21 protein-coding genes are annotated in these 21295 nt (G+C 65.6%); 14 read left to right on the top strand and 7 right to left on the bottom strand.

Going from position 1 to position 21295, the window contains the following annotated elements; all coding sequences use genetic code 11:
* Positions 1 to 123: 123 nt before the first annotated feature.
* The gene (rd, locus tag QZ378_RS06970; protein WP_087237931.1) at positions 124 to 282 is read right to left on the bottom strand and encodes a rubredoxin; all 159 of its coding nucleotides are present in this window, start codon (positions 280 to 282) and stop codon (positions 124 to 126) included.
* A 130-nt stretch (positions 283 to 412) separates the two neighbouring features.
* Here rd and dusB point away from each other — a divergent pair, with 130 nt between their 5' ends.
* The 3 genes from dusB to QZ378_RS06955 all read left to right on the top strand — a co-directional run bounded on the left by dusB (position 413) and on the right by QZ378_RS06955 (position 3011).
* Complete coding sequence (gene dusB / locus QZ378_RS06965) at positions 413 to 1390, top strand: tRNA dihydrouridine synthase DusB (protein WP_291257768.1); 978 nt, start codon at positions 413 to 415, stop codon at positions 1388 to 1390.
* Positions 1391 to 1482: 92 nt separating this feature from the next.
* Positions 1483 to 2079, top strand: coding sequence for an RNA polymerase sigma factor (locus tag QZ378_RS06960; RefSeq protein ID WP_191380275.1), 597 nt, complete (start codon positions 1483 to 1485; stop codon positions 2077 to 2079).
* Positions 2080 to 2111: 32 nt separating this feature from the next.
* Positions 2112 to 3011: a zf-HC2 domain-containing protein gene (locus QZ378_RS06955; RefSeq protein WP_291257767.1), complete on the top strand. Its 900-nt coding sequence runs from the start codon at positions 2112 to 2114 to the stop codon at positions 3009 to 3011.
* A gap of 43 nt (positions 3012 to 3054) precedes the next feature.
* On the opposite strand, the gene QZ378_RS06950 is transcribed toward QZ378_RS06955, so the two are convergent.
* The 4 genes from QZ378_RS06950 to QZ378_RS06935 are packed head-to-tail and all read right to left on the bottom strand — an operon-like array spanning position 3055 to position 7026.
* Positions 3055 to 3681 (bottom strand): DUF4230 domain-containing protein, encoded by a 627-nt coding sequence (locus QZ378_RS06950; protein WP_291257766.1) that lies wholly within the window; start codon positions 3679 to 3681, stop codon positions 3055 to 3057.
* Between the two features lie 47 nt (positions 3682 to 3728).
* Positions 3729 to 4109, bottom strand: a complete 381-nt coding sequence (locus QZ378_RS06945; RefSeq protein WP_291257765.1) for a metallopeptidase family protein — start codon at positions 4107 to 4109, stop codon at positions 3729 to 3731.
* Between the two features lie 2 nt (positions 4110 to 4111).
* Positions 4112 to 4807, bottom strand: coding sequence for an aspartate/glutamate racemase family protein (locus tag QZ378_RS06940; RefSeq protein ID WP_291257764.1), 696 nt, complete (start codon positions 4805 to 4807; stop codon positions 4112 to 4114).
* Positions 4808 to 4863: 56 nt separating this feature from the next.
* The gene (locus QZ378_RS06935; RefSeq protein ID WP_291257763.1) at positions 4864 to 7026 is read right to left on the bottom strand and encodes a Tex family protein; all 2163 of its coding nucleotides are present in this window, start codon (positions 7024 to 7026) and stop codon (positions 4864 to 4866) included.
* A 125-nt stretch (positions 7027 to 7151) separates the two neighbouring features.
* Here QZ378_RS06935 and QZ378_RS06930 point away from each other — a divergent pair, with 125 nt between their 5' ends.
* From QZ378_RS06930 to QZ378_RS06880, 11 genes are all read left to right on the top strand, one after another.
* Positions 7152 to 7658 (top strand): AAA family ATPase, encoded by a 507-nt coding sequence (locus QZ378_RS06930; RefSeq protein ID WP_291257762.1) that lies wholly within the window; start codon positions 7152 to 7154, stop codon positions 7656 to 7658.
* Positions 7655 to 8608: a hypothetical protein gene (locus tag QZ378_RS06925; RefSeq protein ID WP_291257761.1), complete on the top strand. Its 954-nt coding sequence runs from the start codon at positions 7655 to 7657 to the stop codon at positions 8606 to 8608. The genes QZ378_RS06930 and QZ378_RS06925 overlap by 4 nt, the downstream gene beginning before the upstream one ends.
* A gap of 93 nt (positions 8609 to 8701) precedes the next feature.
* Positions 8702 to 9865 (top strand): cation diffusion facilitator family transporter, encoded by a 1164-nt coding sequence (locus QZ378_RS06920; RefSeq protein ID WP_191380193.1) that lies wholly within the window; start codon positions 8702 to 8704, stop codon positions 9863 to 9865.
* 107 nt (positions 9866 to 9972) lie between these two features.
* On the top strand, positions 9973 to 10668 hold the full coding sequence (locus QZ378_RS06915) for a response regulator transcription factor (RefSeq protein ID WP_291257760.1): 696 nt from the start codon (positions 9973 to 9975) through the stop codon (positions 10666 to 10668).
* On the top strand, positions 10665 to 12122 hold the full coding sequence (locus QZ378_RS06910; protein ID WP_291257759.1) for a HAMP domain-containing sensor histidine kinase: 1458 nt from the start codon (positions 10665 to 10667) through the stop codon (positions 12120 to 12122). Before QZ378_RS06915 ends, QZ378_RS06910 begins: the two co-directional genes overlap by 4 nt.
* Before the next feature lie 271 nt (positions 12123 to 12393).
* A complete protein-coding gene (locus QZ378_RS06905) occupies positions 12394 to 13632 on the top strand; it encodes a trypsin-like peptidase domain-containing protein (RefSeq protein ID WP_291257758.1) in 1239 nt (412 codons plus the stop codon).
* A gap of 190 nt (positions 13633 to 13822) precedes the next feature.
* Complete coding sequence (locus tag QZ378_RS06900) at positions 13823 to 14980, top strand: amidohydrolase (RefSeq protein ID WP_191528877.1); 1158 nt, start codon at positions 13823 to 13825, stop codon at positions 14978 to 14980.
* 472 nt (positions 14981 to 15452) lie between these two features.
* Positions 15453 to 16796: a sigma 54-interacting transcriptional regulator gene (locus QZ378_RS06895; RefSeq protein ID WP_191528876.1), complete on the top strand. Its 1344-nt coding sequence runs from the start codon at positions 15453 to 15455 to the stop codon at positions 16794 to 16796.
* 282 nt (positions 16797 to 17078) lie between these two features.
* Complete coding sequence (locus QZ378_RS06890; protein WP_087240828.1) at positions 17079 to 18440, top strand: citrate:proton symporter; 1362 nt, start codon at positions 17079 to 17081, stop codon at positions 18438 to 18440.
* A gap of 95 nt (positions 18441 to 18535) precedes the next feature.
* A complete protein-coding gene (locus QZ378_RS06885) occupies positions 18536 to 19882 on the top strand; it encodes an acyclic terpene utilization AtuA family protein (RefSeq protein WP_191385092.1) in 1347 nt (448 codons plus the stop codon).
* Positions 19883 to 19910: 28 nt separating this feature from the next.
* Positions 19911 to 20210, top strand: a complete 300-nt coding sequence (locus QZ378_RS06880; RefSeq protein WP_087240832.1) for a hypothetical protein — start codon at positions 19911 to 19913, stop codon at positions 20208 to 20210.
* A gap of 68 nt (positions 20211 to 20278) precedes the next feature.
* On the opposite strand, the gene QZ378_RS06875 is transcribed toward QZ378_RS06880, so the two are convergent.
* Entirely contained in the window at positions 20279 to 20734 is a 456-nt protein-coding gene (locus tag QZ378_RS06875; RefSeq protein WP_291257757.1) for a hypothetical protein, read from the bottom strand.
* Positions 20735 to 20759: 25 nt separating this feature from the next.
* The coding region (locus QZ378_RS06870) for a phloretin hydrolase (protein ID WP_291257756.1) at positions 20760 to 21295 on the bottom strand (536 nt) is incomplete at its 5' end.

Here is a 21295-nt window from a genome sequence, read left to right as displayed (position 1 = left end):
CCTTATCCTTCATCCTTTTTTATTCTCCTGTCCAATATGTATTGTACTCCTACAGGCGCCGGGCCGCCCGGGTCGAAAAAAGGCCCCGGAGCGGTCTGTTCCGCTCCGGGGCCCGGTCTCGGCTTACTGCTTGGAGAAGTGCTCCTTCTTCACGCCGCACAGGGGGCACACCCAGGTGTCGGGCACCTGCTCCCAGGGGGTGCCGGGGGCCACGCCGTTGTCGGGATCGCCCTCGGCGGGGTCGTACACATAGCCGCAGATGTCGCAGACATACTTATCCATGGTAAAAACTCCTTTTGTTTATATTCTTAGGATCGCCGGAACGCGGCCATTCCATACCTTGCCGAAGCGCCGTCTTTGTGGTATGATACGCTCAACCGCGCAAATTAGTTATATCACATCGGGGGATACCGTGAAAATAGGCAAAATCAACATAAATACAAAGCTGGCTTTGGCTCCCATGGCCGGAGTGACCGACCTGGGTTTCCGGACGGTGTGCCGGGAGCTGGGGGCGGGCTACACCGTCACCGAGATGGTCAGCGCCAAGGCCCTGTGCTATCAGGACAAAAAATCCATTCCCCTGCTCCAGCTGGGGGAGGGGGAGCACCCGGCGGCGGTGCAGCTCTTCGGCAGCGACCCTGCCTGCATGGAGCAGGCCGCCGGCATCGCCGCCGAGAAGTCGGGGGCGGACATCATCGACATCAACATGGGCTGCCCGGTGCCCAAGGTGGCCAACTCCGGCGACGGCTCGGGGCTGATGCGCACGCCGGAGCTGGCGGTGAAGGTGGCCGAGGCGGTGATCCGCGGGGCGGGGGGCCGCCCCGTCACCGTGAAATTCCGCCTGGGCTGGGACAAGGGCTCCATCAACTGCGTGGAGTTCGCCCAGGCCATGGAGGAGGCCGGGGTGGCCGCCGTGGCCGTCCACGGCCGCACCAAGGTGCAGATGTACGCCGGCCGGGCCAACTGGGACTACATCCGTGCGGTGAAGGAGGCGGTGAACATCCCCGTCATCGCCAATGGCGACGTGTTCGAGCCGGAGGACGCCCCCCATATCCTGCGGTACACCGGGGCGGACATGGCCATGATCGGCCGGGGCTGCTTCGGCAACCCGTGGATCTTCCAGCGGGCCCAGGCCGCCCTGGAGGGGAAAGAGATCCCGCCCCTGCCGCCCCTGGCGGAGCGGTGCGACACGGCGGTGCGGCAGTTCCGCCTCTCCGCCGGGCAGAAGGGGGAGCACATCGCCTGCCTGGAGGCCAGGAAGCACTACGCCTGGTATCTCAAGGGCGTGCCCTACGCGGGCTATTACAAGGAACAGATCAGCAAAATCTCCACCCTGGAGGACATTGACCGCATCACCGCGGGCATCAAGCGGGATCTGAGAGATTCATAAGCGGCGCGTCAGGGATGCCGCGCCCTACAGGACGGAAAGACGGAATTCCTTCGAGAGTGCGGAGGGGCATCACACCGGGAGGTGAGAAAGGCGTGACAGAGGAACAGGAGCTGGTACAGCGGGCCCGTGCCGGGGACGAGGACGCCTTCGCCGCCCTGGTGGAGGCCAACCAGAAGCGCATCTACCACCTGACCCTGCGCATGACGGGCAACCCGGACGACGCCCTGGAGCTGAGCCAGGAGGCCTTTCTCAACGCCTGGCGGGGGCTGAAGAAATTCCAGGGGGAGAGCTCCTTCTCCACCTGGCTCTACCGGCTGGCCAGCAATGCGTGCATCGACTTCCTCCGGCGGGAGAAGCGGCGGGCGGGCCTGTCCATGACCGTCTCCCTGGACGACGAGGAGGAGGCCCGGCAGGCCGAGCTGCCCGACGAGCGGTACAGCCCCCACCGGCAGGCGGAGCAGCGGGAGCTGCGGGATACCCTGCGGGCGGGCCTGGCCGCGATGACGGAGGAGCACCGGCAGGTGCTGGTGCTGCGGGAGCTGGAGGGCCTGTCCTACGGGGAGATCGCCTCCCTGCTGGGCGTGGAGGAGGGCACCGTCAAGTCCCGCATCGCCCGGGCCCGGCTGGCTCTGCGGAACTATTTGACGAAACAGGGGAACTTTTTCGGAGAAACGCCGTCTAAAGGCTGACAGACAAAACAGGCAGAAAGGAGGGAGACGGTATGACGGACTGTGACAGGGCCCTGGAGCTCATCAGCGCCGGGCTGGACGGGGCGCTGACCCCGGAGGAGAAGGACTGGCTGGAAAAGCATCTGGAGCACTGCCCGGCATGCCGGGCGCTGGACGCCGACCTTGCGTCCCTGCACCAGCTCCTCCCCACCCTGGCACCCGAGCCCCCGGCGGAGCTGAAGGAACGGATCATGGACGCGGTGCGGGCGGAAAAGACCGTCCCCTTCCCCGCCCGGGAGCAGAAAAAGCCCCGGCGGTGGAAAGCCTGGGTTTCGGTGGCGGCGGTGGCCGCCCTGGTCTTCCTCGGCGGGCGGGCCGCCCTGCCCGCCCTGAACAGCGGCGGCACCTCCATGCCCGCGACGGCAGACGCCCCCGCCGGGACGGAGCTTCCCGCGGCAGATGCCGCCCAGGCGCCGGAGGCCGCCCTCCAGGAGGCCCCTGCCGCGGAGGTTCCCGCCTCGAAAGCGCCCTCGGCGGAGACCCCTGCCGCACAGGCTCCTTCTGCGGAGCAGCCCTCTGGGGGAACCTCTTCCGCAGAGGCGGCCAGTCCCCGGGCGGGCAGCAAAACCAGCGGCGGAACCGGCAGTACGGAGCGGATGGCGGAGCCCGGCGGCACCGCCCAGCCGAAGACGGATACGGCCGGCGGAGAGGCGGGGATCACCACCATGATGATCGATCCCGCCGCGGCCCAGCTGGACGAGGCCGGGGCGCTGGAGGCCCTGCTGTCCCACCTGGGCCTGACGGAGGCCGACGGTGCGGGCTTCTCCTCCCTGGGCCTCAGCGGGGACGGGACGGCCTGGCGCTTCCAGCGGACGGAGGACGGCACGGTCTACGCCGTCCCCCTGGACGGCGGGGAGATCACCCAGGAGCCGCAGACAGAACAGGCAGAATAGAAAATCCCGGTATGCACCGCATACCGGGATTTTTTTGTGCTTTTTATTGATCCACAAAACGGAGTGTGTACTGTGACAGGTCGTATTCCCCGGCGAAAAAGCCGGTGAGGATGGTCTCCGCGTTGGCCCGGGCGTTGTCCAGCAGGCCGTTGGCCACGGCGTTCTCCTGGGCCGACGCCTGGAGGGCCTTCATGGCCTCGTTGTTCTCCTCCAGGCTGATGCGGCGGAAGATGCTCTCGTTTTCCACATAGACCCGGAAGGAGTCCAGGTCGATCTCGCTGCTGAGAATCCGGATCTCCGGCAGGCGGACGGTGATGGTGTCCTCTCCCACCGTCCAGTCGATGTCCCCGAAGTCCAGGCCTGCCTTGATCACCACGTCGTAGCTGTAGACGTACTTGCTCTGGGTAAAGGGGATGGTGAGGCCAAAGAGCTCCCGGGCCCCCTCGGTCACGTTCACCTCGGTGCAGTAGGCCGCCTGGGTGGCCAGCTCGCCGATGTCCTCAAAGCCCAGCCTGGTGAGCTTGTTCCCGGACACCAGCACACTGCGCACCCCGACGCCCGCCCCGAACACGGCCGCGAGAATCGCTATGGTCAGAATGATTTTGACGGGAATGTACCGGAGAAAGCCCGGCCCCCTCCGCTGCTTGACCGCTCCATTCTGTTCCTGCATGGGCACGTCTCCTTTTCTTTTTCTCTGCGTGGATGCCGGCAGGGCGCTTACTCCTCCCGCCCGGCCCGGAACTCCTCCATGAACTGCTCGTCCTTGATCTCCAGGCCCCGCTCCCCGGCCCGGCCCTCGATATGGTGGGTGAACTCGTGGGCCAGGGTGGTGTACAGCTCGTCCTCCCAGTCCTCCTCCGTCCAGTCCTCCAGTCTGGCCAGGGCGGCAAAGGAGCCGTAGTAGAGGTTGATGTATTTGCCCATCATGTCGTTGCAGTACTCGCCCATGATGTAGAGCTCGCCGGGCTCCCCTTCGGGATCCTCCTTGGCCTCGGGCAGCAGGGAGATGCCCCCGTTGAGCTCCTCGTAAAACTCTGGCGGGAACTCCTCCGCCATCTCGTCCAGCAGATCGCCCGCCTGGTCAAAGCTGAGAATCACGGTTACTCCCCCTCCAGGGCCCGCTCCACCGCTGCGGCGGCGTGGAGGACGGTGGTGTCGAACAGGGGCACCCGGGTGTCCTCCGGTTTGAGCAGCAGGCCGATCTCGGTGCAGCCCAGAATGGCAGCCTGGGCCCCCTGGGCGGCCAGGGCCTCGGTGACGGCCTTGAACTTCTCCCGGGACTGGGGCAGAATTTTCCCCACGCACAGCTCGTCGAAGATGATGCGGTTGAGCTCCGCCCGGTCGCCGGCGCCGGGGATGAGCACCTCGATGCCCGCCGCCGCCAGCTTGTCCTTGTAGAAGTCCTGCTCCATGGTGTACCGGGTGCCCAGCAGGGCGGCTTTGTGAATGCCCCTGTCCAGCAGGGCCCGGGCGGTCACCTCCCCGATGTGGAGCAGAGGCACGGAGATGTGGGCCTGCACGTCTCCGGCAACCTTGTGCATGGTGTTGGTGCAGATGAGGATGAAGTCCGCCCCGGCCCGCTCCAGCCCGGCGGCGGCTTCTCCCAGAATCTCGCCGCTGCGGGCCCAGTCGCCGCTGGACTGGCACTTCTCAATCTCGTCAAAGTCCACGCTGTGGAGCACGAGCTTGGCGGAGTGGAGCCCGCCCAGCTGCTCCTTCACGGCCTCGTTGATGAGCTGGTAGTAGGTCACCGTGCTCTCCCAGCTCATGCCGCCCAATAGTCCGATGGTTTTCACGGAAAGCGCCTCCTTGGTGATTATGGTATGTCGATGGGGCGGGGGTAAGCCCCGCCCTACTGGGGCTTTTTCATGGTCAGGGAAATCCGCTTCTTTTTCTCGTCTACCTCCAGCACCCAGACGGTGACGATGTCCCCCACGGCGCACACCTCGGAGGGGTGGCGCACCCGCCGGGGGGCGCCCAGCTGGGAGATGTGGACCAGCCCGTCCTGGTGGACGCCGATGTCCACGAACACGCCGAAGTCGATCACGTTGCGCACCGTGCCGGTGAGCTCCATGCCCGGCTTCAGATCCTTCATCTCCAGCACGTCGGTGCGCAGAATGGGCTTGGGCAGCTCGTCCCGGGGGTCCCGGCCGGGCTTCATCAGCTCGGCCACGATGTCCCGCAGGGTGGGCACGCCCACGCCGCAGGCCTGGGCGGCCTGCGCCTCGCCTTTCTCCTTCACCCGGTCCCGCAGGGCGCCGATGCCCCCTGCGGCCACGTCGTTCAGGGAGTAGCCGCACAGGGAGAGCAGCTTCTCCGCCGCCTCATAGCTCTCCGGGTGGACGCCGGTGTGGTCCAGCACATTCTTGCTCTCCGGCACCCGCAGGAAGCCGGCGCACTGCTCGAAGGCCTTGGGGCCCAGCTTGGGCACCTTGAGCACCTGCTTGCGCCCGGTAAAGGCGCCGTTCTCCTCCCGGTAGGCCACGATATTCTTGGCGGTGGTGTTGTTCAGCCCCGCCACGTAGGACAGCAGGGGGGCGGAGGCGGTGTTGAGATCCACCCCCACCGCGTTGACGCAGTCCTCCACCACGCCGGAGAGAGTCTCGTCCAGCCGGGCCTGGGGCATGTCGTGCTGGTACTGGCCCACGCCGATGCTCTTGGGGTCGATCTTCACCAGCTCGGCCAGGGGGTCCTGGAGCCTCCGGGCGATGGACACGGCGCTTCTCAGGTTTACGTCGAAGTCGGGGAACTCCTGGGCGGCCAACTTGGAGGCGGAGTACACCGACGCCCCCGCCTCGTTGACGATCATGTAGCTGACGCCGCCGCCCACCTGGCGGATGAGCTCCACCGTCATCTGCTCGGTCTCCCGGCTGGCGGTGCCGTTGCCGATGGCGATGTGGGCCACCCCGTGCTTTTTGATGAGCCGGGCGAGCACGTCGATGGCCTCCTGCTTTTTCTTCTCGCTGAAGGTGGGGTAGACCACCGCCGTGTCCAGCACCTTGCCGGTGCCGTCCACCACCGCCACCTTGCAGCCGTTGCGGTAGCCGGGGTCCAGGCCCATGGTCACCTTCCCCTTCACCGGCGGCTGCATCAGCAGGGGCTTCAGGTTGAGGGCGAAGTTGTGGATGGCCCCCTCGTCGGCGTTCTCGGTGAGCAGATTGCGCATCTCCCGCTCCACCGAGGGGAAGATCAGGCGGTCGTAGGCGTCCTCGGCGGCGGCGCGGACAAAGGCCATGGCGGGGGCCCCGGGGCGGAGCACCGCGCGGCGGATGGGGATCAGGGCGGCCTCCCGGTCCATCTCCACGCTTACCTTTAAGATCTCCTCCCGCTCGCCCCGGTTGATGGCCAGCACCTGGTGGCCCATGGCCCGGTTCAGGGGGGACTTGAAGTCGTAGTAGAGGCGGTACACCGTGTCCTCGGGCTCCTTGGCCGCGGCGGCGGAGACCAGATAGCCCTTCCGCCACACCAGCTCCCGCAGGCCCTTGCGGATGTCCGCGTCGTCGGAGATCCACTCGGCGATGATGTCGCCCGCCCCCTGGAGGGCGTCCTCCGCGCTCTCCACGCCCTTCCCGGCGTCCACATAGTCCCCGGCGGCATCCTCCGGGGCGGGGCCGTCCTTCTCCTGGGCGTAGAGCAGCTGGGCCAGGGGCTCCAGCCCCTTCTCGCGGGCCACAGTGGCCCGGGTGCGGCGCTTGGGCTTGTAGGGCCGGTAGAGATCCTCCACCTCCGCCAGGGTGGCGGCGGCGTCGATGGCGGCGGACAGCTCCTCCGTCAGCTTGCCCTGGCCCTCGATGGCGGACTTGACCTCCTCCCGCCGCTTGTCCAGATTGCGCAGGTATTGCAGCCGGTCGGCCAGGGTGCGCAGGGCGGTGTCGTCCATGGCGCCGTGGAGCTCCTTGCGGTAGCGGGCGATGAAGGGGATGGTGTTGCCCTCGGCGATGAGGCGCACCACGTTCTCCACGTGCTCCGGAGACTTGTCCAGCTCCTTGGCCAGGATCTGTATGATGGGTTCCATAGGATGCTCCTTTGTTCAGATAGGATATGGATATTTTACGCGATTTCAAGCCATAAGTCCAGCCGATTTCCTTGCGCTTTTGGTTCGCATATCGTAGAATATGGTCTGAGAGAGGGGGCGGGACGGTGAAAACCCTGTATCTGATCGGCGGGCCCATGGGCGTGGGTAAGACCGCCGCCGGGCAGGCGCTGAAGCTGCTGCTGGACAACAGCGTGTTTCTGGACGGGGACTGGTGCTGGGACATGCACCCCTTCCGGGTGACGGAGGAGACGAAGGAGCTGGTGCTGGGCAACATCGCCCTTCTGCTGAACCGGTTCCTCCGCTGCTCCGCCTGCGACCACGTGATCCTGGCCTGGGTGCTCCACCGGCAGGAGATCCTGGACACCCTGCTGGAGCAGGTGGACACCGCCGGATGCACCGTGCGGCCCATCTCCCTGGTGTGCCGGCCGGAGGTGCTGCGCGCCCGCATCGGGGCGGACATCGCCGCCGGACGGCGGGATGCCGGCGCGGCGGAGCGGGCCCTGGCCTACCTGCCCCTGTACCGGGAGCTGCATACCCAACACATCGACACCTCAGAGCTGACGCCGGAGCAGGCGGCCCGGCGGATTTTGGAAAGGAGCCAACGGACATGAATGAGCGGCTGAACGAGATCAACGGAGAGCTGAAGAAGCTGAACGAGGCCCTGGCCCGGCAGAGCAAGCTGGAGGCCCAGCTGAAGGATCTCCAGGAGCAGCGGGCGGAGCGGGAGCAGCGGGTGATGGACACCAGCCGCGTGTTCTGGGAGGAACAGGAGGACGTGGACAAGCTGGAGAAGGGGGGCCTGCGCTCCCTGCTGCTCTCCATCACCGGCGACAAGGAGGCCCGCCTGTCCCAGGAGCGGCGGGAGGCCCTGGCGGCCAAGCTCCAGTACGACCAGGCCCAGCGGGATCTGGAGGACATCGACGGGCGCATCAGAGCGGTGCTGGGGGAAAAGGACAGCCTGCGCATCGACCGCATCCGGCGGGACGCCCTGCTGGAGGAGAAGGGGGAGCTGCTCAAGCAGATGGGCGGGGAGGCCGGCGCCCGGCTCACCGAGCTGGATCAGCGGCTGGACGAGCTGGAGAGCCAGCGCCGGGAGGTGGGGGAGGCCATCTCCGCGGGCCGCTCGGCGGAGACGGCCCTGTCCTCCGTGCTGAACAGCCTGGACAGCGCCGAGGACTGGGGTACCTGGGACATGTTCGGCGGCGGCCTGCTGTCCACCATGGCCAAGCACGAGCACTTGGACGACGCCCAGGCGGGCATCGGCTACGCCCAGAACTGCCTGTCCCGGTTCCGCACCGAGCTGGCCGACGTGCAGCACATGGACATACCCCAGGTGCACATCGGGGAGTTTGCCACCTTCGCCGACTACTTCTTCGACGGCCTGTTTGCCGACTGGTACGTCCAGTCCAGGATCCACGACGCCCAGGCCGGGGTGTCGGAGGTTCACATGCGGGTGCTGAGCGCCCTGCGTCAGCTGGAGGGGATGGACGGGACGCTGGCGGGGGAGCAGCGGGGGCTGGAGGAGGAGCGGCAGAAGCTGCTCCAGGACGCGGGGGTCTGAGGCCGCCGCCCTCCCTCCCCTTGACGGGGCGGCCCCGCCGTGGGATAATGTTAGGAAACCTGAATTTGATTTCCTGAATCTGGGGGCTTTGGCATGGGACTGGTGCGGCTGTTCATCAAGGACTGCGACAATGTGACGGATCCGGCGGTGCGGGAGAGGTACGGCATCCTGTCCGGGGCGGTGGGGATTGTGCTCAACCTGCTGCTGTCGGCGGGGAAGCTGTTTGCCGGGCTGATGACCGGCTCCATCTCCATCACGGCGGACGCCTTCAATAACCTGTCCGACGCGGGCTCGTCGGTGGTGACCCTGGTGGGCTTCAAGCTGGCGGGGCAGAAGGCCGACGACGGCCACCCCTTCGGCCACGGCCGGATGGAGTATCTGGCCGGCCTGCTGGTAAGCCTGATGATCCTGCTGGTGGGGGTGGAGCTGGGCCGCTCCTCCATCGGCAAGATCCTCCGGCCGGAGGCGGTGGACTTCTCCCTGGTGTCCACCGGCATCCTGGCGGCCTCCATCCTGGTGAAGCTGTGGATGGGGCAGTTCAACCGGGGCCTGGGGAGGAAAATCGGCTCGGCGGCCATGGCGGCCACCGCCGCCGACTCCCTCTCCGACGCGGTGGCCACCGCCGCCGTGCTGGCGGGCACCCTGGTGAACCGCTTCGCCCACGTGAACATCGACGGCTGGGTGGGCCTGGCGGTGGCGGTGTTCATCCTCCGCTCCGGCTGGGGGGCCGCCAAGGACACCATCAACCCCCTGCTGGGGGAGAGCCCCGACCCGGAGCTGGTGAAGCAGCTCCGGGAGCTGGTGCTCTCCCACCCCCAGGTGGTGGGCATGCACGACCTGATCATCCACGACTACGGCCCCGGCCGGCGGCTGTGCTCCTTCCACGCGGAGGTGCCCCAGGACGCCGACATCCTGGACGCCCACGACGCCATCGACCACATCGAGCGGGAGATCAAGGAGAAATTCGGCATCGAGACCACGGTACACATGGATCCCATCGCCACCGCCGACGAGAAGGTCAACCAGCTGCGGCGGCAGGTGGCCGACCTGGCCCGGGTGGTGGAGCCGGAGATGACCATCCACGACTTCCGGGTGGTGCGGGGCCCCACCCACACCAACGTGATCTTTGACGCGGTGGTGCCCCACAAGTGCCGCCTCACCGACGAGGAGGTGCTCCAGCGCCTGCGCCAGGCGGTGAGCGCCCTGGATCCCGCCTATCAGGCGGTGATCCAGATCGACCGCGCCTATGTGGAGTAGGCGGGCGCCGCTTTTACAAAATATTCATCCATGCCGGGCTGAAGGGCTGTATAATAGGGACTCAGGAATGATTCTGCCGGGAATCGCATAGAAAAGGACGGTGCGCTATGGCGAAAAAGGTTCTGATTGTGGAGGACGACACCAATATTGCGGAGCTGCTCCACCTCTATCTGGAGAAGGAGGGCTTTGAGACGGTGGTGGCCAACGACGGCGGCAAGGGCGTGGAGCTGTTCCGCTCCTTCCACCCCGACCTGGTGCTGCTGGACATCATGCTGCCGGTGATGGACGGCTGGTCGGTGCTCAAGAAGATCCGGGAGAACGACAAGACCCCGGTGATCATGCTCACCGCCAAGGGGGAGACCCAGGACAAGGTGGCCGGCCTGGAGGGGGGCGCCGACGACTACATCGTCAAGCCCTTCGAGATGAAGGAGGTGCTGGCCCGCATCCACGCGGTGCTCCGCCGCTTCGGCGGGGACGAGAACGGCACCGGGGAGAAGAAGCTCTCCTTCGACAAGCTGGTGATCAACCTGGACTCCTACGAGCTGCTGGTGGACGGCAAGCGGGTGGATACGCCCCCCAAGGAGCTGGAGCTGCTCTACCACCTGGCCGCCTCCCCCAACCGGGTGTTCACCCGCAACCAGCTGCTGGACGAGGTGTGGGGCTTCGACTACTTCGGCGACTCCCGGACGGTGGACGTGCACATCAAGCGCCTGCGGGAGAAGCTGGAGGGCGTCAGCGACCAGTGGAGCCTCAAGACCGTCTGGGGCGTGGGCTATAAGTTCGAGGTCGTGAGTCCCCAATGAAAAGCCTGTACGGCCGGCAGTTCCTGCTGACGGCGGGAATGATTCTCATCTCCTTTGCCCTGCTGGGCACCTCCTTCATCGCCCTGACCTACCGCTACACCATCCAGGATACCCGCAACTCCATGGAGCGCAACGTGGATGATGTAGCCAGCTTCACCGGCTCCACCCAGGAACAGGGCATCGGAACCCAGAGCAAGGTCTATCAGATCTATATCGCCAACATCGCCCGCATCGCCAACGCCGTGGTCATCATCGCGGACTCCGACGGCTCCCTGGTGCTCTACGCCGACGGCAGCGGCGACGCCATTCAGGACGGCCTGGCCGTGGATCACCTGCCCCAGTCCGTGATGCAGACCGTGCTGGAGTCCGGCGGTTACAGCGGCATGAGCTCCCTGGGCGGACTGTTTCCGGAGCGCCGCTTTGTTTCGGGCACGCCCATCGTGGTCAAGTCGGTGGATCCCTTCACCGGCCAGACCCAGCAGACCGTGGTGGGGGCGGCCTATATGGCGGCCCGAACCTCCGACATCACCGAGCTGTGGCAGGCCTTCATCTCCATCTTCTTCTTCACCGCCGTGGTGGTGCTGTGCATCTCCTTCATCACCAGCTCCATCACCTCCCTGCGCCTGACCAACCCTCTGAAAGAGATCGCCGAGGCCACCCGCAAGTTCGGTCACGGGGAGTACGAGGCCCGGGTGCGGGGCTATGAAAGGCGCAGGGACGAGGTGGGAGAGCTGGCCGAGGCCTTTAACGCCATGGCCGACTCCATCGCCAAGAGCGAGGAGAAGCGCAGCGAGTTTGTGGCCAACATCTCCCACGAGCTCAAGACCCCCATGACCACCATTGCCGGCTTCTCCGACGGCATTCTGGACGGCACCATCCCGCCGGACAAGGAGCGGGCGGCCCTCCAGACCATCTCCTCCGAGACGAGGAGGCTGTCCCGCCTGGTGCGGCGGATGCTGGACCTGTCCCGGCTCCAGTCGACGGAGAACATCACCGCCCAGGAGCAGTTTGACGTGTCCGAGGTGATGCTGCGGGTGCTGGTGAGCCTGGAGAACAAGATCAACGCCCGCCATCTGGATGTGGACACCCAGCTGCCCGACGGGGCGGTGGAGGTGTGGGGGGATCCCGACGCCATCACACAGGTGTGCTACAACCTGCTGGACAACGCCATCAAGTTCTCCGACGAGGGGAGCACCATGGGCATCTCCATCACCACCAAGGGGGGCAAGGCCCACGTGGCGGTGCGCAACCAGGGGCAGACCATCCCCCCCGACGAGCTGGCCATGATCTTCGACCGCTTCCACAAGAGCGACAAGTCCCGCAGCGTGGATCGGGACGGGGTGGGCCTGGGCCTGTATATCGTCAAGACCATCCTCAACAACCACAAGGAAAACATCAGCGTCACCAGCCAGGACGGCGTCACCGAGTTTGTGTTCACCCTGACCCTGGCATAAGTCGAAAAAGCGGCGATGCCGCTTTTTCGAGGAGGGCTGCGGCCCCCTGCGCGCAAGGTCTGGCCGCCTGTGGCGGTCAGACCTCACACTGGGGGGCCGGGAGGTGTTTTTCCCGATGCGCATGTCACCGGGAAAAACGATTTGGATTTGATTCCGCCGTCTCCGGACGGCGGAACTCTGCGAGGCCCCCCGGGAAGCAGCCTCTGGCACCATAGAAGAGCCGGATTCGTTACGCCGGCACAAGTCGAAAAACGGCGAAAAGGAGGCCCCTATGCGCGGCTATTATTACGACCAGCAGGCGGGGGCCCCATCTCCCCCGCCCCGCACCCCGCCGCCGCCCCGGCGGCCCGGGCGGCGGCGGGGCGGCCTGGCGGCCGTCCTGCTGATGCTCCTGTTCAGCGCCCTGCTGGTGGGGGCCGGAGCTCTGCTGGGCCTGTGGGAGGGCTCCGCGCCGGAGGCCCTCTTCCGGGATGAGCCCAGCTTCCGCGCCCCCTATTCCCAGGAGACGGAGGCGCCGCAGCCGGCGGAGACCACCGTGGAGCGGGCCCCCACCGGGGACGGCACCACCCTCACCATCTCCCCCCTGCCCGACGGGGAGGCCCACAGCCTCCAGGAGATCTATCAGGAGTGCATCGACTCCATCGTCAGCATCCGGGGCTATCTGGACAGCGGCATGAATCTGGGCACCGGCGTCATCCTGTCCGCGGACGGGTACATCATCACCAACTCCCACGTGATTGAGGGCAGCAGCCGGCTGGAGGTGGTGCTCCAGGACGAGCGGGTGTTCGACGCCCTGCTGGTGGGGCGGGATGTGCCCAGCGATCTGGCGGTGCTGAAAATCGAATGTGACGGCCTCTCCCCCGCCCAGTTCGGGGACTCCTCCCTGCTGGTGGTGGGGGATCCGGTGGTGGCCATCGGCAACCCCCTGGGGGAGGAGCTGCGGGGCACCATGACCGACGGCATCATCTCCGCCATCAACCGGGACGTGAATGTGGACGGGTACACCATGTCCCTGCTCCAGACCACGGCGGCCCTGAACTCGGGCAACTCCGGCGGCGCGCTGATCAACGACCACGGCCAGGTGGTGGGCATCACCAACCTGAAAATGGAGGGCTATGACAGCACGGTGGAGGGCCTGGGCTTCGCCATCCCCACCACCACGGTGAAGGAGGTTGTGGACGCCCTCATCGCATACGGTCAGGTGGAGAACCGGCCCACCATCGGCATCACCGGCTACACGGTGACGGCGGAGATGGCCGCCGGCTTCGACGGCCCTCAGGGCGTGGCGGTGCAGACCGTGCGGGAGGGCTCCGACGCTCAGATGCAGGGCATCCTCCCCGGCGACATCATCGTGGAGGCCAATGGGGAGACCATCACCACCATGGAGCAGCTCCAGGCCCTCAAGGACAGCCTGTCCGTGGGGGATGTGCTCTCCCTGCGCATCTGGCGCTCCGGCCACTATCTGGAGCGGGACGTGATCCTGGTGGATCAGTACACCCTGGACGAATAGCCCTAGCCCCCCGCGGGAAAAAGAAGGGGCGCCCCCTCGGGGGCGCCCAAGTCAGAGATGTGTGCGGGAGAATGGAATTTGCAGGGGTAATTGGACTCACACTCGCCTATTGGATAAGCTGTGAGGTAACTATACCGCATTTTCCAGAAATTGTCAAACAGAACTTTTGTCGAAAGAGAGGAAACGGCCCATGCTCATTCAAAACGGGGTGGTACACCCCATGGACGCCCCGGTGATTCCCCGGGGCTTTGTGCTGCTGGAGGGGGACAAGATCGCCGCCGTGGGGCCCATGGAGGCCCTGCCCGCCGGGTACAGCGGTGAGGTGCTGGACGCGGAGGGGGGGCACATCCTCCCCGGCTTCATCGACGCCCACTGCCACCTGGGCCTGTTCGGAGACGCCCTGGGCTTTGAGGCCGACGACGGCAACGAGTCCACCGACCCCTGCACCCCCCAGCTGCGGGCCGTCGACGGGGTGAACCCCCTGGATCGGGGGTTCCGGGAGGCCCGGGAGGGGGGCGTGACCACGGTGCTCACCGGCCCGGGCTCGGCCAACCCCATCGCCGGGCAGTTTGCCGCCCTCAAGACAGACGGCCGCTGGGTGGACGAGATGGTGCTCAAGGCCCCCATTGCCATGAAATTTGCCCTGGGGGAGAATCCCAAGTCGGTGTACAACGAGCGGAAGGAGACCCCGGTGACCCGCATGGCCACGGCGGCCATCATCCGGGAGAACCTGGCCAAGGCCCAGGAGTACCAGGACAAGCAGTCCAAGGCGGAGGAGGATCCCGACGAGGACGTGCCCGACTACGACGCCAAGCTGGAGGCCCTGGCCCCCGTGGTCACCGGCGCCTTGCCCGCCCACTTCCACGCCCACCGGGCCGACGACATCGCCACCGCCGTGCGCATCAGCGGGGAGTTCGGCCTGAAGCTGGTGGTGGTTCACGGCACCGAGGGCTATCTGGTGCCCGAGCTGCTGGCCCAGGCCAATGTACCGGTGATCACCGGCCCGTGCCTTACCGACCGCTCCAAGCCGGAGCTGGTGGGGCAGACCCTGTCCAACCCCGCCAGGCTCCGCGCCGCCGGGGTGAAGGTGGCCATCTGCACCGACCACCCGGAGACTCCCATCCAGTACCTCCCCCTCTGCGCCGCCATGGCGGTGCGGGGCGGCATGGAGCCGGAGGACGCCCTGGCCGCCATCACCCGGGATGCCGCCGAGATCGCCGGCATCTCCAAGCGGGTGGGCACCCTCACCCCCGGCAAGGACGCCGACGTGGTGGTCACCAGCGGCCACCCCTTCGACTGGAACGGGGAGGTCCGGGCCGTGTTCCTCAACGGGAAACGGGTCAGATAGAGGCAGATGCCATGAAGCCCTTTCAGAATGTCTGAGTAATTCAGCAGCCTGCCGGAAAAGTCCGCAAGGACTTTTCCGGCAGGCTGTTTCAGAGCCCGGCCACAGTTTTCTGCGGCCGGGCTCCGTCATATGTCAGGCCGGCCGTGACACGTCCAGAATCGGACAGCCCCCTTGTGGCCCTGTGGCATCTGTATTATAATAATGCCTGCTTTAAAACCGCTTTGCGGTTTATTTGCACGGCACAGCCGCGCAATTCTTCCCACAAGCGCGGATTTCAGCGCTTGCGGGAAGAATTCAGCCATTGCTGCAATGCATCCTCCGGTAGCGCGGATATGCCGCCGCCGGAGACACAGGAGTTTGGGCCAAAACAGCCCAAACCCCTGCGCCTGAACAAAGCTGAAAGCCCTGCTGTTCAAGGCCTTCGGCTTTGTTCGGCAGGCGTTGCAGCAGGCGTTGAAAAGGGGGAAACGCCATGTACCTGAGTGATGACGCCCGGGCGGTATTTGACGCCATGCGGGAGGGCATTACCATCATCGACACCGAGGGGCGCATCGTCTTCGGCAACCGGGCCTACCGGGAGTTCCTCAACAAGGAGGCCGGAGGGGACATCGGCCCCATCGAGGGCTGCAAGCTCCGGGAGCTGCGCCCCGGCGCCCGGCTGCCGGGGGTGCTGGAGGTGGGCAAGCCCATCCTCCACATCACCCGCCAGGAGATCCAGGACTTCTACTTCGTCAACATGTACCCCATCTACGAGGACGGGGAGCTGAAGGGCGGCGTGTCGGTGGTGACCTTTCTGGAGGACGCCTACCAGGCCAAGGAGGAGCTGGAGGCGGCGGAGGCCCGGAGCAAGCAGGTGCTCCGCCGCCTCAACAGGGCCAACGGCGCCCGGTACACCTTTGACGACATTGTGGCCGTCAGCCCGGAGGCCATGCAGGTGAAGGAGCTGGCCCAGCGCATTGCCGCCACAGATGCCACGGTGCTGCTGGAGTCGGAGAGCGGCACGGGCAAGGAGCTCTACGCCCAGGCCATCCACAACGCCGGCGCCCGCTCCGCCGGGGTATTTGTGGCTATCAACTGCGCCAACTTCAACGCCAACATGCTGGAGTCGGAGCTCTTCGGCTATGCCGAGGGCGCCTTCACCGGCGCCAAGCGGGGCGGCAAGATGGGCCTCTTCGAGGCCGCCGCCGGCGGCACCCTCTTTCTGGACGAGATCTCCGAAATGGACATCGGGCTCCAGGCCAAGCTGCTGCGCGTCCTCCAGGAGCGGCGGTTCCGCCCGGTGGGCGCGGTCAAGGAGCTGGAGGCCGACGTGCGGGTGATCGCCGCCTGCAACGCCTCCCTGCCCGACTATGTGGCGGAGGGGAAATTCCGGAAGGATCTGTACTACCGCCTCAACACCTTTGCCCTGCACATCCCGCCCCTGCGGGAGCGGCCCGGCGATATCCCGCTGCTGGCCCGCACCATCCTGGACGAGCTGGGACACAGGCTCCGCCGCCCCTTCACCCTCACCGACGACGCGGTGGAGTGCCTCCAGGCCCACGACTGGCCGGGCAACGTGCGGGAGCTGCGCAATGCCCTGGAGTTCTCCGCCTATCTCACCCCCTCCGGAGTGATCAGCCGGGCCGCCCTGCCCAGCGATCTGATCCGGCGGAGCGAGGACGCCGGCCTCACCCTGGCCCAGAGGACACGGAACTTTGAAAAGCGGGAGATCCGCCGCCTGCTGGACAAGAACGGCGCCGGACTGGAGGGCAAAAAGAAGACCGCCGCCCAGCTGGGCATCTCCCTGGCCAGCCTGTACAACAAGCTCAACGGATAGTTCTAAAATCCTGGAAATCCATTCTAAAAATTTAGAATCACAACAGTTTCAGGGGGTGCGGGGAGCGCGCCAAAGGTGACCATTTGGTTTATTTCCAGAATTTTAGAACAGCCTTTTTGTGCGCCCCGGCTGCCCCCGGGGCGCCGCCGCCGCCGCATCCCCTTGCGCCCCAAGGCTTTGAAAAATTTTTTTATTGTTCTTCCTCTTTTGGCATCCGCTTTGCATATAGGCATATACAGGCAACATTGGAGAGGTTGCCAATTCAAAAGAGGAGGTCTCTACATGCTAGCAGCACTTGGTTTCATCACGGTCATAGCCATGCTTATCCTGATTATGACCAAGAAAGCGTCGCCTGCGGTGGCCCTGATCATCGTTCCCCTGATCACCGGCATCATCGCCTGCGCGTTTATCGTCACTGACCCGGAGGGCGCCCCTGGGGTGGTCAACTTCGCGGCCAACGTCAAGAGCCTTGGAGGGATGATCGCCGGCGATGACGGACTGCTGTCCGTGGCCGCCACCGGCGTCATGTTCATCTTCTCCATCCTGTTCTTCGGCATCCTGACCGATGCCGGCACCTTCCGCCCCATCATCGGCGGCATCACCAAGCTGGTGGGCACCAACCCCATCCTGATCGCCATCGGCACCTCCATCCTGGCCATGATCGTCCACCTGGACGGTTCCGGCGCGGTCACCTTCCTGATCTGCGTGCCCCCGCTGGTGCCCCTGTATGACGCCGTGGGTATGAAGCGCACCACCCTGGCCACCATCGTGGCCATGTCCGCCGGCACCATGAACATCCTGCCCTGGGGCGGCCCCACCATCCGCGCCGCCACCGCCCTGAACGTGGACGTGGTAAGCGAGCTGTTCATGCCTGTGCTCCCCGCTGTGCTGGTGGGCCTGGCCCTGGACGTGGTTCTGTCCGCCCTGCTGGGCGCCCGTGAGAAGGCCCGCCTGGGCACCGTCAAGTTGACCAGCGCCGAGTTCAAGATGGCCGAGCTCACCGAAGAGGAGAAGAAGCTGGCCCGTCCCCACCTGTTCTGGGTCAACATCATCCTGATCATCGCCGCCATCGTCACCCTGCTGTTCTCCGGCTTTGCCCCCGCGGTGGTGTTCATGATCTTCTACGTGCTGGCCACCGTCATCAACTACCCCAAGGTGGCCGACACCAAGGCCCGTGTGGATGCCAACGCCAAGAGCGCCATCATGATGTGCTCCGTGCTCTTTGCCGCCGGCGCCTTCTGCGGCATCATGACCGGCACCGGCATGATCACCGAGATGGCCAACACCCTGGTGTCCATCATCCCCCACTCCCTGGGCAAGTTCTTCCCCGTCATCGTGGGCATCATCGGTATGCCCGCCTCCCTGCTCTTTGACCCCGACTCCTTCTACTACGGCGTGCTGCCCGTGCTGGCCCAGACCGCCGAGGGCTTCGGCGTGGCCGGTGTCAACGTAGGCCAGGCCGCTATCCTGGGCCAGATGACCGTGGGCTTCCCCGTCTCCCCGCTGACCCCCTCCACCTTCCTGCTGGTGGGTCTGGCCGGCGTGGATCTGGGCGAGCACCAGAAGAAGACTATCCCCATCCTGTGGCTGGTCTCCCTGGTCATGCTGGTTGTGGCCGTTCTGACCGGCGGCATCACCATCTGAATCCCTGTCTGACCTTGGGCGCGGCGGCCCTGCGGGCCACAGTCCGCCGGAGCGCCGCGCCCTCCTAACAATCTTTGAAAGGAAGAAGCTGCGCAATGAAAACCATCCGAATCGGCAGCGGCGCGGGCTACGCCGGCGACCGCCTGGAGCCCTCCCTGGAGCTCATCGAGAAGGGCAATCTGGACTACATCAGCTACGAGTGCCTGGCCGAGCGCACCATCGCCATCGGCCAGCAGGCCAAGCTGAAGGATCCCACCAAGGGCTACAACGGCCTGCTGGAGCACCGCATGGAGAAGGCCCTGCCCCTGTGCTGGAAGCACAAGGTGAAGCTCATCACCAACATGGGCTCCGCCAACCCCCAGGCCGCGGCCAAGAAGTGCGTGGAGATCGCCCGCAAGCACGGCCTGACCGGCATGAAGATCGCCTGTGTCACCGGCGATGATCTGCTGCCCGTCATCGACAAGTACATGGACACCGAGGTGTGGGAGACCCACGAGCCTCTGTCCAAGCTGCCCGGCGAGATCGTCTCCGCCAACGCCTACATGGGCGTGGAGGGCATCCTGAAGGCCCTGGATCAGGGCGCCGATGTGGTGATCACCGGCCGCGTGGCCGACCCCGCCATCTTCATGGCCCCCGCCATCCACGAGTTCGGCTGGTCTCTGGAGGACTGGGACAAGCTGGGCAAGGGCACCATGATGGGCCACCTGCTGGAGTGCGGCGGCCAGGTCACCGGCGGCTACTTCGCCGAGCCCGGCAAGAAGGACGTGCCCGGCGTGGGCCACCTGGGCTTCCCCATCGTGGAGATCGCCGAGGACGGCTCCTTCTTCGTCACCAAGGTGCCCGAGGCCGGCGGCATGGTCACCGTGGAGACCTGCTCCGAGCAGATCGTCTATGAGATTCACGACCCGGAGAACTACCTGACCCCCGACGTGGTGGCCGACTTCAAGCAGGTCAAGTTCACCGAGGTGGAGAAGGACAAGGTTCAGGTGGAGGGCGCCACCGGCAAGCCCAAGACCGACACCTTCAAGTGCTCCATCGGCTATAAGGACTGCTTCATCGGCGACGGCGAGATCAGCTACGGCGGCCCCGGCTGCCTGGCGCGCGCCAAGCTGGCTCTGGACATCGTGAAGGAGCGGCTGGAGCTGGTGGCCCCCGGCCAGTTCGACGAGCTGAAGTTCGACCTGATCGGCTGCAACAGCCTGTACTGGAACCCGGACTACAAATACAACCAGGAGCCCAGCGAGGTTCGCGTCCGGGTGGCCGGCCGCGCCAAGACCAAGGCCGTCGCCGACCTGGTGCCCAACGAGGTGGAGGCCCTGTACACCAACGGCCCCGCCGGCGGCTGCGGCGCCGTCAAGCGCACCCGCGACATCGTCTCCGTGGCCTCCATCCTGGTGGATCGCAACGATGTCAAGCCCGAGGTCGAGCTGTTTGAAGTCTGATTCTGGTACAGAAAGGAAGCGTTGAGTCATGAAACTCTGGGATATCGCACACTCCCGCACCGGCGACAAGGGCAACATCTCCAATATCTCCCTCATCGCCTATGACCCCAAGGACTATGAGCTGCTCCGTGAGAAGGTCACCGCCGAGAAGGTGAAGGAGCACTTCAAGGGCATGGTCAAGGGCGAGGTGGTTCGCTATGAGCTGCCCAACATCCACGCCCTCAACTTCGTCATGTACGCCGCCCTGGGCGGCGGCGTGACCCGCTCCCTGTCCGTGGACATGCACGGCAAGGGCCTGTCCTCCTATCTGCTGGACATGGAGATCTAACAGGCAAACGCACAGACGCCGCGGAAGCGCAGCTTCCGCGGCGTCTGTGCGTTTGCAGCCGGATGGGCTCAGCCCTCCCTGGAGCAGATGGCCATAGAGGCCTTCATGGAGGGGGCGATGGCGATCAGCGCGGTGACATAGGCCACCACAAAGATGGCGGGCACCTTGGTGATCCAGAAGCCGAAGAAGGCGCCGCCCAGGGCGAAGCCGGCCTCGCAGAACATGAGGATAAAGCTCATGAGGATCACGATGACGAACACAATGGCCAGGGTGCGGATAAAGTAGGCGGCCGCGCCGCCCGGGTTCTTGATGCCCACGGCCTTGACGAACCTGTTGCCCATGGCGGGCAGATCGATGATGGTCTCCAGGGTCAGGTTGAGGCAGAAGCCCTGGATCATGCCCACCACAAAGGTGGGCACGGACAGGGTGCCCTGCCCGGCCTGGACAAAGAGGGTCACCACCAGGGTGATGAAGAAGGCCAGGAAGATGTTGAATACCAGGGGGAATTTACTCTTTTTGCACATAGTCGGTTCCTCCTCGAACAGTCGATTACCAGTTGTCCTTGTTTTCCGCGTAGACCTGGGGCAGGATGGTGGCCAGGTGGCCGAACTCCTTCAGGTTGTGGGCAAACAGGCCCATGGGCACCTCGGGGGGCACGGAGACGCCGTCGGGCACCAGCTTGACCAGCTGCCCGTCCACCAGGCCGTAGCCGATCCAGAACCGGGAGCGCAGCTCGATGCCGCCGGGGATCTCCCGCACAAAGTGGGTCATGATGGCGGCCACGCCCTGGCCGGGCACGGGCCCGTGGCCGTTGGCACAAATCAGGGCGGCGCAGGCGTCGGTGCCCACCTTCTCCTCCTCGTAGCCCAGCTCGTGGGGATAGCGGAACTCCAGGATCAGCTCGTCCGGGCCGCCGCCGATGTCCTCCTTCACGTGGTGGCAGGTGCCCCAGGTGCGCTCCCGCATGGGCAGGCTCTGATCCAGGGTCTTGGCCCGGTTCTGCTGGCGGGCGTAGTAGTGATCCTCGGGATCCCAGATGCGGTAGCGGAGATCCTCCAGGCTGTGCCAGGCGAACCACCACTCGA

The organism is Flavonifractor sp. (genome assembly GCF_019422385.1).
GTDB lineage: Bacteria > Bacillota > Clostridia > Oscillospirales > Oscillospiraceae > Flavonifractor > Flavonifractor avistercoris.
Note: the sequence above shows the minus strand (reverse complement) of the source record. Positions and strands in the feature narration are given on the sequence as shown.

What these genes read in the sequence shown, in the direction of transcription:
- QZ378_RS06895 (WP_191528876.1), top strand. Translation starts at nt 15,453, where the DNA reads ATGTACCTGAGTGATGACGCCCGGGCGGTATTTGACGCCATGCGGGAG.
- QZ378_RS06925 (WP_291257761.1), top strand. Translation starts at nt 7,655, where the DNA reads ATGAATGAGCGGCTGAACGAGATCAACGGAGAGCTGAAGAAGCTGAAC.
- QZ378_RS06885 (WP_191385092.1), top strand. Translation starts at nt 18,536, where the DNA reads ATGAAAACCATCCGAATCGGCAGCGGCGCGGGCTACGCCGGCGACCGC.
- QZ378_RS06935 (WP_291257763.1), bottom strand. Translation starts at nt 7,026, where the DNA reads ATGGAACCCATCATACAGATCCTGGCCAAGGAGCTGGACAAGTCTCCG.
- QZ378_RS06950 (WP_291257766.1), bottom strand. Translation starts at nt 3,681, where the DNA reads ATGCAGGAACAGAATGGAGCGGTCAAGCAGCGGAGGGGGCCGGGCTTT.
- rd (WP_087237931.1), bottom strand. Translation starts at nt 282, where the DNA reads ATGGATAAGTATGTCTGCGACATCTGCGGCTATGTGTACGACCCCGCC.
- QZ378_RS06880 (WP_087240832.1), top strand. Translation starts at nt 19,911, where the DNA reads ATGAAACTCTGGGATATCGCACACTCCCGCACCGGCGACAAGGGCAAC.
- QZ378_RS06905 (WP_291257758.1), top strand. Translation starts at nt 12,394, where the DNA reads ATGCGCGGCTATTATTACGACCAGCAGGCGGGGGCCCCATCTCCCCCG.
- QZ378_RS06910 (WP_291257759.1), top strand. Translation starts at nt 10,665, where the DNA reads ATGAAAAGCCTGTACGGCCGGCAGTTCCTGCTGACGGCGGGAATGATT.
- QZ378_RS06875 (WP_291257757.1), bottom strand. Translation starts at nt 20,734, where the DNA reads ATGTGCAAAAAGAGTAAATTCCCCCTGGTATTCAACATCTTCCTGGCC.
- QZ378_RS06890 (WP_087240828.1), top strand. Translation starts at nt 17,079, where the DNA reads ATGCTAGCAGCACTTGGTTTCATCACGGTCATAGCCATGCTTATCCTG.
- QZ378_RS06915 (WP_291257760.1), top strand. Translation starts at nt 9,973, where the DNA reads ATGGCGAAAAAGGTTCTGATTGTGGAGGACGACACCAATATTGCGGAG.
- QZ378_RS06900 (WP_191528877.1), top strand. Translation starts at nt 13,823, where the DNA reads ATGCTCATTCAAAACGGGGTGGTACACCCCATGGACGCCCCGGTGATT.
- QZ378_RS06955 (WP_291257767.1), top strand. Translation starts at nt 2,112, where the DNA reads ATGACGGACTGTGACAGGGCCCTGGAGCTCATCAGCGCCGGGCTGGAC.
- QZ378_RS06920 (WP_191380193.1), top strand. Translation starts at nt 8,702, where the DNA reads ATGGGACTGGTGCGGCTGTTCATCAAGGACTGCGACAATGTGACGGAT.